Genomic DNA, 13,190 nt, shown 5'->3' with positions numbered 1-13,190 from the left:
CATAAGATATATGGAAATAGATCTAACTACTCCGGCTCTACTGTTTTCAGCGATTTCATTGATTATGCTGGCATATACCAATCGGTTCATGTCGTATGCCCAATTGGTACGTGCATTGAAGGAACAGTATCGTGCGAACCATTCATCAGTGACTGCAGCGCAGATTGCCAATCTTCGAAAACGCTTGTATCTGACGCGTGCCATGCAGGTGACAGGAACAGGCAGTCTGTTGCTGTGTGTTGTAAGTATGTTCTTTATTTATATACAGCTCTATCTTGTATCCATCTATATTTTTGGATTGGCAATGGTGTTATTGATTATTTCTCTGGCTATTTCTGTATACGAGATTTATATTTCGGTGAAGGCATTGGAAATACATCTGGATGATATGGATGAATAGGAAAGCCACTTCTTATTTGTCCTTTGTCCAGCGGTTAAAATGAATATTTTCCGGTTTCCATTTATCTTTCGGAAGTGGATTCTCAGCCGGATAACCGATTGGAATTACGTTCAGGGGAATAATGTCTTTGGGCAGTTGGAGTATTTTCTGTACTTCTTTTATCCGTTCTTCCATAGGATAAACTCCTGACCATACGGCCCCTAATCCTAAACCTTGTGCAGCCAGCAGTAGGTTTTCTGTTGCAGCCGAAGCATCTTGTACCCAGTACTCCATACCTGCACCACTGATAGCTTTATTTAAATCTCCACATACTACGATGGCCAGTGGAGCATCCTTTGCCATTTTGGTATAAGGAAGGGTAGAACTCAATTCGTTTAGAATCTCTTTATCCCTAATGACAATGAAAGCCCAAGGTTGTTTATTGGTTGCTGTGGGAGCAGCCATAGCAGCTCTTAACAGCTGCTCTATTTTTTCATCCTCTACTTCTTGTGGCTGATAAGAGCGGATACTGGTTCTTGCATGTATGGCTTCAAGAACGGAAAGTTTATCATCTTGTTTCATTATAGGTTCCTCCATCTTATTAGGTTGATTTGGTCTCGGTTGAATAGATAATGCAGTTACTACTATAACCAAGGCAAGACTGAAAGTGTTCAGTACATATTGTGTCATTTGCCCTTTAGGTTTTCTGGAGAAATATACAATAATCAAGGTGCACAGTGCAATGCCTGCCAGTAAACCCAGGAAAAGTATCCAGTCAAAACTGAAAGCAGTTGCAGGCTTGTCGGCCGGATGTTTCTTTGCATATTCCATTGCCCTGTGGATGGACTGGATAATAGCTACCGAAGACTCTGTAGCTCCGGATATTCCGTCTACTTCTTTATTGATTGCTTCTTCCGGTGATAGATTATTCCATTGTTGCAGCAGGTCACTGCTTCGTACCTTGGCAAAGTAGCTGGGTGTTTCAGAGTTTTCCAATGCCACCACTTTTGTAATGCGGTTATCCTGCATATAGATTTCAAGAGGGACATTTCCTCCATATCCGTTGATATCTTTCGTTATTTGCCGGGTTGATATTATCTGTACTCCTTCATCCGTATGCCGTAATATATCGGAAGTTCCTATAGGGTTTTCTGTTGCATTTTCCTTATCGGAGAGAATGCTTCCGAACTTGTTTCCCTTACAAATAGTTACTGCCAGAATCAGGAAAAAGCAAGTTGTCAGGCTTATGATGTTTTGGACTCTCAATGTTTTCATATTTAGTTGGTATTTATATCGTATGCAAATTTAGGGGAATTTAATTTATAACCTATGCTGAATGAAGTATATCTTCATTTGACTTAAACCATAGTTGCAATAATCTGGATAAACAGTATAAGGAATACCATTGCAATAGGATAAACCGTAGCATAAGCTACACTCGGAATGTTACTGTCAGTCATAGAATCCGCTGCTGCAAGTCCCGGAGTACTGGTCATACCACCGGTGATGGTTCCCAGTAAGTCGAGTATACTGATTTTGAAGACAAACAGCCCGACGAACACAGCTACTAACATAGGTACTAGCGTAATAGCAGCACCTACTCCGAATAGCAGCCAGCCACTTTCCTGGAAAGTTGCCACCAGATTGGTACCAGCCGAGGTACCGACTTCGGCTAGGAAAAGCAACAATCCCAACTGACGCAATAATTGGTTAGCAGGTCCGGACATAGACCACAGAATAGGTCCTGTCTTACCAATTGCACTTAAGAACAGAGCCACAATCAAAATACCGCCCGTCAATCCCGGAGAGAAAGATAAACCACCGGGGAAAGTAATATTCAGTTTGCCGAACAGTACTCCCAAAACAATACCCATTGCAATAGGGAAAAAGTCTGTATCAGATAGCTTTTTAGCATTGTTTCCCAGTAAGCGGGCCAATCCTTTAAGTCCTTCTTTTTCTCCTACCACCATCAGTTTATCGCCGAATTTCAGAGTTAAATCCGGTGACGGAGACAGATCAATACCGCTTCGGCGGATACGTGTTACCGTACATCCGAAGTTTTTCATCAGGTTCAAATCCCCTAATTGTTTATTGATCATATCCTTTTTGGTCAGTAATAAGGATTCGATTTCCTGTGTGTCTACCAAAGGTAATTCACCTTCTTCGCGTTCTCCGACTAAGACCGAAAGTTGGTTCAGAGCTTCTTCACTGCCTACTGCCTGTATGTAATCGTCTTCATGTAACACCGTATGAGCTGTAGGGATGGAAATAACTTCATCATGTTTATGGCGTGAAATAACAGCCCCTGTCATAGCTCGTGCATTGATTTGCATCAAGCTGCGGTTGAATACGGCAGGATTTGTGACGCGATAAATGCAGGTAGTCAATTCCGGGAACTGTCCGCGACGTTCTTTTTCCAGTCGGCGGGCTTCCTTATCCAGATCAATGCGCATAATGCGGGGAAGCAGCTTTACAAACAGTATTACACCGATAACTCCAAACGGATAAGCGATGCCGTAGGAGATGGATGCCAACGGAGAATTTGTACTGTCGATGGCTACGGCAAGTCCTGGTGTACTGGTCAGTGCTCCGGCTATTAAGCCTACTACACTGGGGGTATCGATGTCGAAAAGATATTTGAGCCCGATAGCCGTCAGAGAAGCCGAGCAAATAATCAGCATGGTGATTATGATCAGGGTCTTACCTTTACTTCGGAACGAGTCGAAGAAACCGGGACCGGCCTGAATGCCGATAGTAAAGATGAAAAGTACCAATCCGAAGTTTCCTAATTCTTTAGGAATGACTACACCGAAGTGTCCAAAGAGAAGAGCAATGAAAATGACTGCGGAAACGTCCAGAGATAATCCTTTAATTTTGATTCTCCCCAACATGAAGCCCAATGCAACAATGAGGAAGAGGGCGAAATAGGAGGAATTGAGTAAGTCAGCAAACATGAATTTAGAATTTGTTGATTTTGCTGCAAAGGTACGGAAAAAGGAGCCAAATTCATAGTCTGGCTCCTTAATAATCCCTATCTATTGTAGTTCTTTCAATAATTCTTCTACTGCTACTTTCAATTGTGTATCTTCGCCTCTCACGATTGTTTCGGGCGAATTGGCTACTTTTACATCCGGTTCCAACTGCGTATTTTCCAGATAACTGCCATCGGGCAAACGGTAACCAATCACAGGAATACCGAATACCAGTGTCGGATCTTGCAGGCGCTCCCATGATACACTGGTCATAGTGCCCGGCACAGGCATACCTACCAGTTTACCCAGTTTCTGATGACTGTATACCCACGGTGTACCGTGTGCATTGGAATAATTGGCTTCGCACGTCAGCATGATGGAAGGCTTGTTCCAGCGGCGGCTCGGCATATCGCAGGCTTCACGGCCGCGAACCACCTGTGTGAAGTATTTCTTGCCACTGAACAGTATTTCTATATCTTCATGTAGACGACCGCCTCCGTTGAAACGGGTGTCGATGACAATACCTTCACAATTGTTGTATTTTCCTAAAATGTCCGAGTAGATGGAACGGAAGCTGTCATCACCCATTGATTTGATGTGCACGTATCCCAGTTTACCGTTCGACCATTTCTCAACGTCTGCTGCACGTTGCTTAACCCAACGTTCGTAAAGTAATGCACTGAGTTCGCTGTCTCTGATAGGGATTACTACCTCTTCCCAGCGTTCTTTCGTCTTGGGATCATACAATGAAACAAGTGTTTTCTTTTTTACCTTGTCATTGAGAAGCACATAATAATCGGCTTCGGGAGTGATCTCTTTACCGTCGATCTTTTCAATAACGACACCGGCTTTCACCTTTGTAGTGGCTTTGTCGAACGGACCCTTTTCTATCACTTCAGCAATGAGCATTCCTTTATCCTGATAATTCCAGTCGAAAAGTAGTCCCAGGCTGGCTGTCGGTTCGCTTTGTCCGTCCGGATAGAAACGGCCTCCGGTATGGGAGACATTCAACTCGCCCAGCCATTCACTCAATAGTTCGGCGAAGTCATAGTTATTATCGATGTGTGGCAGGAACTTCCGATAAGCAGCTGTCATGGCGTCCCAGTTGACCCCATGCATGTTGGTGTTATAGAAACGCTTCTGTTGTTGTTTGTATACATGGTCGAACATGTATTCGCGTTCGGCGCTCAGATCCAGTTTCACTTGGGCAAGATATTTAATGGGCTTCAAGTCATCGGAAGCCAAGTTCATCTTTTGCATATTCTTACCGTTCAGGATGAAGAGAGTCTTCCCTTCTTTATCCATTTCCAGGGAGGTCCAGCCGGCATCTACTTTATGGAGCAACTTGGTCTCTTTCTTGTTCAGGTCCATTTTCCATAAGTTACGGCCGCTTTCGGTACTGGCCAGATAATAGAGGGCTTTTCCGTCTTTGGAGATGAGGGTACTTCCCATATTAGACGAGTTTGGTGTCAAGCGTACGATGCGGTCTTCTATGTTTTTCAATTCCACTACGACATCCTTTACCTTACTACTGTCTTTTGCGGCAACCTTTTTCCGGTCAGAGTTTGCTTCTTTGTATAGTTCGTAGTCTTCTTTGCTCAGGCTGAATTTGTCGTATGCATCCTGATTCAGGAATACCAACATAGCATCGTCCAGCGAACCCCATGAAGCATGTGCACGCATACCGTAGCGTTCGGTAGTGAAAAGAATGGCATTGCCATCGAGCGCAAAACTGGGTGAACCGCTGCTGTATCCACTATTGGTCAGGTTGATAATCTCGCCATTGCCTTGTGCGCTGACCAGACCTATATCCGAATATGGGTCGTGCTTGTTTCCGATAAATTCCAATGTGAACCACTTGCTGTCCGGAGACCAAGCATAGTCGAACCCTCCGCTTGTGCTGTACCAGGTAGAACCATCGGTGATCCGGCGTACTTTCTTGGTTTCCAGATTGAGTACCATCAGACGATTGCGGTCTTCAATGAAGGCTAACTCCTTACCATCGGGTGAGAATTGCGGATGCGAACGTTCTACGGTGGTAGAAGGCAATAATACTTCTTCTTTTATTAAAGTTGCATTCGGAAAATTCGGATCTTCCTCCCGAACTATCTTGGCTAGATAAATCTGCCAGTTACCACTGCGTTCACTGGCATAGGCCAGCGTCCGGTTGTCCGGGGCAAACGAGAGACCATCTTCCTCTGCTGCCGTATGTGTAATCTGTTTGGTGGTGGTATAGTCTGTCGATGTTACGAATACTTCACCGCGTACAGTGAAAGCAATTTGCTTGCCGTCCGGTGAAACTGTAGCAGAGGTTGCTCTATCCGGATGTTTCAGATAAGCTATTTGTGGCTGGTCGTCGCGAATGATTTCTACATTTATCTTCCGGGGATTCGAGCTTTCCTGCTGGGTATAGATCTCACCATCGTATCCATAGCACAAGGTGCCGTTGTTGCTCATTGAAAGGAAACGCACGGGATGGGTTTTAAAGCTGGTAATTGTTTTTATCGATTGGGGTTGCGAAACCGGGAAAGAATATACGTTGAATGAGCCGCCATTACGTTCGCTCAGGAAGTAGACGGTTTGTCCATCCGGTGATACAATCGGATTGCGGTCTTCGCCTGCGTGCTGGGTAAAGTTGGTATGTGAACCTGTTTTGGCATCGTACATCCATACGTCACGGGTGATGGAAGAAGTATGGTGCTTTCTCCATTCGTTTTCACCTCCCTTGCGGTCCTGATAGAAAAAGCGGTTGCCGGACTTATCGAAACATACCGCTTCGGCAGGGGTGGCCAGTACTTGTTCGGTGCGTCCGCCGACTGAAGGAACTTTGTAGAGTTCAGTCATAGCGGCTGAAGGAAAGAGGGCACTGCTTGCCGGATCCTGAATAGATGCTGAGAATAAAATATATTTGCCGTCCGGGGTAAAAGCGGAGGGTAGTTCAGTGGCTGAATGAGTAGTCAGTCGCTGGGCTGTTCCGCCATTTGCCGACATGATGAAGATATCGAAATTCCCGTTTCTATCACTGGCAAAGGCTATCTGTTTGCCATCCGGCGACCATATCGGAGTACATTCGTAAGAGTCTTGCGTAGTGAGTTGTGTAGCAGTTCCGCCTTTGGCAGGCACTTTGTAGAGGTCTCCCTTATAACAAAATACGATTTCTGTCCCATCAGGTGAGATTTGTACGTCACGCATCCAGAGGGGAGTGGTTGCATAGCTGGTTATTGCCGCGAAACTAAGGGCAATGTAAGCAATAAGTTTCTTCATAAGTATATTAAATGTGTTTTTATGCAAAGATAGGTATTAGTCTGTAAAAAAGAAAAAGCTTGGGATATCAATGATAATTTATTCCCCATTTTATTGCCGGCTATTACTGAACTGTTTTTCTCCTATTGGGAAAAAACATTTCTCCTACCGAGGAAATAAAAACATCTGTTTATACGGAGGGCATTTTCTGGAAAATAATTCAACCGCCCCGCTAAGTATAACCCCATAAAAGAAAAAGCATCGATAATCTTTCGATTATCAATGCTTTATCGGTAGTCGGGATGACAAGATTCGAACTTGCGACCACACGCCCCCCAGACGCGTACTCTACCGGGCTGAGCTACATCCCGAATTGCGGTTGCAAAAGTAGTGCTTTATTTTGAAATAGCAAATAAATCAGATACTTTTTGTTGTGCTGAAATTGCTTGTGTTGTTGTATTGTGTTCATTATTAGTGTGTTGCTGTGTCTATTTCTACTCTTGTTTTGGATTGTTTCTAAAGAGGACTTTATCCGTTTAGACTTTTGTTTTGTCTCAGTCATTTGTATTTAACCTATCTCCTTTTGTATGGAATAGGATTATTTTGCTCCAAAACTTTAATAAAACTTTAATCGAAGATAAATACAAAACGGAGGTCTATTATACTACTACATTTCCGATTATTAATATGAGTTGGGAGGATATTGCAAGAAACCTTCCGTGTATTCATTGTTAATAAATTCTAAATAGTTAATTTTAACCGTCAAAAATTTAATCGCGGATTGAGTTTTTACGTTGCACTCGTAGATAACTATATTGTTCACTTAAAAAATAAAAGAAGATTATGGCAAAATTTCGTATTGTGATTCACACGAGCAACAAAAGAAAAGACGGAAGTTACCCCGTTTGCTTACGCATCACCAAAAATGGCAAACTAAAATACATCTATTTAAATTTGTCCGCCTTTGAAAATGAGTGGGATAAGAACGCAGACCGATTTAAAAGGGACAAACGCATGAACCCCAACTATGAGTCGTATAACAACTGGTTGATTAGTTGTGAGGAACGTAAAAATGAAGTGGTGAATAAGTTTATGAAAGCACAGGTGGATTGGACACTAAACCAATTTGAAGAAGAATTTTTGGGAATTTCGAGACAAGGAAAAATCTATGATTATTGGATGAGGCAGGTGGAGGATTTAAAGGCTACAGGTCACATCGGCAATGGAAAGGTTTATGAACGTGACTTGCACCTGTTCTGCAAATATGACTCTAAGGCAAAAGAACGTTTGTTTTCAGAAATAGACGTGAAATACATTAATCGCTTAAATATGGCTATGGAAAAGAATGGTTGCTGTGGAAATACCCGTATGCACACTTTAAAGACATTGCGTGCTGTAATTAATAAAGCCATTAAAGAAAAAGCAGCCTCAAACAACACCTATCCGTTTGGTAAGGGTGGTTTTGAAATAAACAAATTGGCAGAAGAAACGGCAAAACGCTATTTACTGCCAACGGACTTGGAGTTGATAAAGAACTCGCCTCAACAAAATTTGGTATTGGAGCGTGCCCGTCGGATATACCTCTTTTCTTACTATTGCTTTGGTATGAGTTTCGTTGACATGGCAAATCTAACAATAAACAATATTGAAATGCTGGTAACGGGAGCGCATATCGTGTATAAGAGACAAAAGACGAAAAATGCCAAAAATGTAAAGCCGATAAAAATATTCGTCACTCCTGCTATAAAGGAGCAATTGGAGTGGTTTAAGGCAAATACCCCTGAAACGGGCGAGTATTTACTTCCTATCATAACCAAAGAGTATGATGGTGAGCAATTGTACGAGCATGTACGCTGCCGATACAAACGTATCAATGCCAATTTGAAAAAGCTGGGTAAGGCTTTAGGTATTTCATTGACATTGACTACTTATACGGCACGGCACACAATGGCTATGACCTTACAGGGCAATGATATTCCCCGTGAGATAATAAGCCAAGCCCTGGGGCATAGTAATCTTACGACAACGGCTACATATCTTGCAGGTTTCTCTACAAGTGTTTTAGATAAAGTCGCAAAAATGTTATAATTATGTTCATCACTTACAATATGCCTTTGGGTGACTTGATTAACAAGTTGCTCAGAGGGGAAGCAGCAGTCTGTGAGAGTTGGTTATACACCTATATAAAAAGATTGACTGATGGAGATAAAGGAAAGCTCCGGCAGGCATTAAAGGAGGTTGATTCAGTTGTTACTGTGTGGAAAAGCAGATATTTTATTCCTACTTATGAAGTAAAGGTAAAGTCTGTAACTCAAGGAGGGATGAGTATGAGTAGGCAAGATTTGGATGATACCTACAATGAGGAAGTCTATTTGCAAAAAGAGGGAAAGACAGGTTTGGTGGCGGACTTCCTATATGAAGCAATAGCAAAGTACGGTTTCATTAATGAACATCATCGTGATTCTGTGGAAAGCGCATGGTTGTATAATGACATGGAGTTTTTAAGAAACGAGTGGGAATATTATGTTTTGGCTCAAATAAGGTCGCTACGGGAAATAATTTGTACTATGCTGGGAGTAGTATCGTCAGAGGGGAAAAACGAAAAACAGAAGACCAATAGACCGCTAAAACGGATAGAAGATTATCCGGAGATGTTTGGTATTGATGTTTGTAGTGAGTTGATTGGGCAGTCTAAACATACAATTTATAAACTGACAAGCCATAAAGAAATACCTTGTTATCGTGCGGAAAGTGGGCGAATACTAAGATTTAAGCGTGATGAAATAATAACGTGGATGATGGCTAAAAGGCAAGAAACTAAGCAGGAATTCATTGAAAGCATGGAGTTAGGATTTGTTGCGCGTCTTCGTAAATAGTTAATAAGCTCAATTTTGTATAACATTCTATATACATCTAAATTTTATAGTCATGTATGATAAAGTCAAGTTAATATTATATGTCCTACCAACAGGGTACGACTGGCAGTCGGTATTAAAACGCATAGTTGCGCAGTCCTACTTTGCTGATGGTACAGGAGGTAGTGGGTTATGGCTTGGACGTAAAGTCATAGCCACTGAAACGTATGTGTCATTCGAGGGCAGTCTTCCTAAATGTCTATGTGGGCATAACCTAAAGACCCTATCATTAAAGGAGGTGAAAATAGTTATTATGCAGTTAAGCAAAGACTTGGGGGTACCTATGTATGAGGCAGTAGTGGAGTCAGCAGAGTTTGCACATAACTTTAGTATGAAAGAGCCTCCTATTATGTATATGCAGAAGTTGGATGCCATGAAAGCATTTAGACCTAATGGATGGAGTGGTACTAAATATATGGATAACAAAGAGGTGCGCTGTAAGTTTTATGATAAGATGCAGGAAGCAAAGAAGAAACGGGAGCTACCTAAATATGGAAGAGAGAACTTGCCGAAGAACCTATTGAGGTACGAGGTAACATTTAGTACCAAAGGACTGAATAGGTTGTTTGGCAGGGATATAGTAGCAGAGGAGCTTTGGAACAAACAGGTATTTTGGACGCTGGTTGCAGAGTGGTTTGGATATTATGAGGATATGGTGAAACTGCCTAATGACTGTTGGGATGTGGATTACCGTATTTTTGAGAGCGCCAAGGACTTTGCCAAGTGGTGTATTTGTATAGCAAATGCCGACCAAAACCTGTCTTATTATGTGAAGCATATCCTGTTTAAACTTCGGGCAAATCCGCAACCCCAAGACCGTGTCCTGCATGGGCAAATACAAAAGAAAATCCAAGAAGCGTTGGAGTGGGGCAAAAAACATTTGGCTCTCCCTAATCTGACATTGGAACTGACAGACAAAATAGAACAGTATCTTGCTTGGCTATTGGAGCAGTCAGCAGATAGTATGAGTGTCGCAGAGGAACGACGAATATTCAATACCGCCTGTTAGTTCTCTCCCTAATCAAATAAGGCTTGGTAATCATCAGAGGGTGCAAACTCCACTTCCTACGTTTATTCTTCAGATGATTACCAAGCCTTATCTTTTAAATGAGGGGGCTGTTGGTCGTGCATAGCCAAAAACTTATCAGATACAATAAAAGTATTCGGTGGAGTATAATAATGGCTTAAACGCTCTAATACGAGGTAGTGTAATTCTACAAGTGATATGTATAGTTGATAGAAAATATTATTTATTATTGACAGAGGATTTGAGATTCAAAACCTTTACTACGTCGTATAATGCTCTCATGTGATAACAATAAGTTATGTATAGAGTCCGTATAATGTGGAAAGGAAAAATATTATGTATGGTTAAATTGTTTTAGTAGGTATGATATATAGATATGTAAGGCTTTTAAAGAAGTGAGCCTGTAGATGTTTTTCTTCTTTTTAACGAATGACTCTTGTTGGCAAATGTTTGTAAATCAATGTTTTACATTTTTTTATATCACCAATTGTTCTTCGATACAGGCTCTCTATAGGTGTGAATGGAGTGCAGGATATGGAGTTTTTTCAAAATAATTCTGCTATAATCAATCTTAATCTAATTGAATTATTTAATTTTGTGCCATGAATTCAATTAATAGTCCTTTTAGATATGCAGGTGGGAAATTTTATGCTCGTAAACTTATTTTAGAGCATATTATTGACCATGATTACTACATAGAACCTTTCTGTGGAGGAGCTAGCATTTTTTTTGCAAAAGATAAAGTGGTGAATAATTGGTTAAATGATATTGATGATGAACTTATCAATACTTTATGTGTAATAAGAGATCAGCCCAATGAACTTATAGATTTATTAAAGAGACGCAATAGTCGTATTAGTAGAATTCCAGCAAAACTAGTTTCTAATGTTAAAGTAGGAGACCCTATGCCTGCATTAAAAGAATTGCATACATTCTTTAAAAATGAGTATGTTCCTCAAAGTGATTTAGAAAAAGCTTTAAGGTGGTATTATCTTAATCGAACATCTTATAGTGGTATAATGAATCGTCAGAATATGTATTGGGGGTATGGAGATAAATATTCTATGCAGCCTAAGAATTGGGGAAATAATATTTTGCGAACAAGTCAAAAACTACAAGGGGTTAGGCTTACATGTTGGGATTTTGAGACTGTGATTAACCAGGCTCCCAATGGTTCATTGCTATTCGTTGACCCTCCATATTTTAATGCTGATCAAGATAAATTTTACCAGTACTTTTTCTCAAGGGATGATCATTACAGGCTCTTAGAATGTTTGAAGAATAATAGAAATAGGTTGAATATTTTTATTACTTATGATAATGTGCAAGATGTTAGAAATTTATATTCTTGGGCTAGAGAAATGTATGATAAAGAATGGAATTATTGTATTCAACGTACCGATGATCAAAAAGAAAAAACGGATAAAAAAGGCAAAAGGTATAAAGGAAAAGAATTATTCATTCTCAACTATTTAGAGTAGTTGAGAATGAAATCTTTAATGCTGTTGTTTTTATTTCTTTTTTTTGCTTTCATTTCTTTTGGTAGTAACTATTCGCAATAATCTATCGTTGAGATTGTTAATAGAGGTCCAGTGAATGTCGTTTTTTAAGGCAACATACGGTGTTCTTGGGATTGAGTTGTCATTTTCTGCAATGTCAGACGGTATTACAAATCTCCAATCTTTATTGCAGGCTTTAATTAAATCTTTATTATTATTCACATTATAATATTCATATAACACTGTAATTAATTCTTTGTTGTTAATTAATTCGAGACTTTCAATAGTGTTTCCTTCGTACAAAGCATTAGAAGTATTACATACCAATAAATCAAAGTCGCCAATTAAATATCTATCGTTGGTTGTTTGACTTAATTTCATATTACTCCTAGAACGATGGCATTTTACCTTAAAATGAGGAACTTTCAAGACCTTAGTCCGTTTACCTATGCTAAATGAACCTCTAACTGCATTTTTACATTCAACTTTTAGTCTAATTCCTGTTTTTCTGTGAGTAATACTTACATCCTCATCAATTGTGTTGTTTTGGGCATTTAAGTTTAATTTTTGAACATCCCATGTGAATTTATCCAAATGTTCTTGTAAATAAATGTAGGCATTATATTCCGTCGCTTTTCCTCTTATCATTGGAACTACTTTTTGGTCTTCCAATATTTCAAAAAGATAGTGAACAGGAATATTGTATTCGTCACAGTAGGCTAATATTTTTTGTTCTAAATCCATATGAATATATTTTTTACAAAAGAAGAAAAAAACTTTGGGTTAGCCTAGCTTTTTAGGAAAAAATATCAAAGAGAATATTAGAAGAAGGGTTTCATTATAAAGTATATTTGCCTTTTTGTTACTTTTTATATAGTAACTTAGTTGGGCGGAGAAGTGACTTAAGGTTTTGATGTGGCTCCTTGTGTGATGAGGCTTAATGTACAATCGATAGAACTAATACATGACAGAGTCAAAGAAGATTTAGAACTCGTAAAATCCACTATATAGTGATGATCCTATGTGATGACAGAGTACAACGTCATAGAAGACTTGCAATATAGGGGAGAGGAAATATCATGTATCACATCAAAACAGATGAAGTATAATCGAATGGTAAGATATAGTTGGAGTGGTGGATATGGCGATGAGGCT

9 protein-coding genes and 1 tRNA gene are annotated in these 13,190 nt (G+C 40.2%); 5 read left to right on the top strand and 5 right to left on the bottom strand.

From position 1 onward, the window contains the following. Positions 1-10 precede the first annotated feature (10 nt). Positions 11-400 carry a DUF2721 domain-containing protein gene (locus BACINT_RS21370; RefSeq protein WP_007667184.1) on the top strand — a complete coding sequence of 130 codons (390 nt, stop codon included), beginning with the start codon at positions 11-13 and terminating at the stop codon, positions 398-400. A gap of 12 nt (positions 401-412) precedes the next feature. On the opposite strand, the gene BACINT_RS21365 is transcribed toward BACINT_RS21370, so the two are convergent. The 4 genes from BACINT_RS21365 to BACINT_RS21350 all read right to left on the bottom strand — a co-directional run bounded on the left by BACINT_RS21365 (position 413) and on the right by BACINT_RS21350 (position 6,965). Further along, the gene (locus tag BACINT_RS21365; RefSeq protein WP_007667181.1) at positions 413-1,654 is read right to left on the bottom strand and encodes a nitroreductase family protein; all 1,242 of its coding nucleotides are present in this window, start codon (positions 1,652-1,654) and stop codon (positions 413-415) included. 83 nt (positions 1,655-1,737) lie between these two features. Beyond that, positions 1,738-3,333 (bottom strand): aspartate:alanine exchanger family transporter, encoded by a 1,596-nt coding sequence (locus tag BACINT_RS21360; RefSeq protein WP_007667179.1) that lies wholly within the window; start codon positions 3,331-3,333, stop codon positions 1,738-1,740. 81 nt (positions 3,334-3,414) lie between these two features. Further along, positions 3,415-6,615, bottom strand: coding sequence for a S41 family peptidase (locus tag BACINT_RS21355; protein WP_007667176.1), 3,201 nt, complete (start codon positions 6,613-6,615; stop codon positions 3,415-3,417). A gap of 276 nt (positions 6,616-6,891) precedes the next feature. After that, positions 6,892-6,965: transfer RNA gene (locus tag BACINT_RS21350), tRNA-Pro, on the bottom strand. A 472-nt stretch (positions 6,966-7,437) separates the two neighbouring features. On the opposite strand from BACINT_RS21350, the gene BACINT_RS21345 reads away from it, so the two are divergent. The 4 genes from BACINT_RS21345 to BACINT_RS21330 all read left to right on the top strand — a co-directional run bounded on the left by BACINT_RS21345 (position 7,438) and on the right by BACINT_RS21330 (position 12,017). After that, positions 7,438-8,682 carry a site-specific integrase gene (locus tag BACINT_RS21345; RefSeq protein WP_007667175.1) on the top strand — a complete coding sequence of 415 codons (1,245 nt, stop codon included), beginning with the start codon at positions 7,438-7,440 and terminating at the stop codon, positions 8,680-8,682. Between the two features lie 2 nt (positions 8,683-8,684). Then, positions 8,685-9,470 carry a helix-turn-helix transcriptional regulator gene (locus BACINT_RS21340; RefSeq protein ID WP_007667172.1) on the top strand — a complete coding sequence of 262 codons (786 nt, stop codon included), beginning with the start codon at positions 8,685-8,687 and terminating at the stop codon, positions 9,468-9,470. A gap of 52 nt (positions 9,471-9,522) precedes the next feature. Continuing rightward, entirely contained in the window at positions 9,523-10,518 is a 996-nt protein-coding gene (locus BACINT_RS21335) for a phage/plasmid replication domain-containing protein (protein ID WP_007667171.1), read from the top strand. Between the two features lie 620 nt (positions 10,519-11,138). Beyond that, positions 11,139-12,017: a DNA adenine methylase gene (locus tag BACINT_RS21330; RefSeq protein WP_007667169.1), complete on the top strand. Its 879-nt coding sequence runs from the start codon at positions 11,139-11,141 to the stop codon at positions 12,015-12,017. Between the two features lie 30 nt (positions 12,018-12,047). Here BACINT_RS21330 and BACINT_RS21325 read toward each other — a convergent pair whose 3' ends face one another. Beyond that, positions 12,048-12,779 (bottom strand): hypothetical protein, encoded by a 732-nt coding sequence (locus BACINT_RS21325; RefSeq protein WP_007667166.1) that lies wholly within the window; start codon positions 12,777-12,779, stop codon positions 12,048-12,050. Positions 12,780-13,190 lie beyond the last annotated feature (411 nt).

The sequence above is a fragment of the Bacteroides intestinalis DSM 17393 genome (assembly GCF_000172175.1).
Taxonomy (GTDB): domain Bacteria; phylum Bacteroidota; class Bacteroidia; order Bacteroidales; family Bacteroidaceae; genus Bacteroides; species Bacteroides intestinalis.
This window is presented reverse-complemented; position numbering and strand designations above follow the sequence as displayed.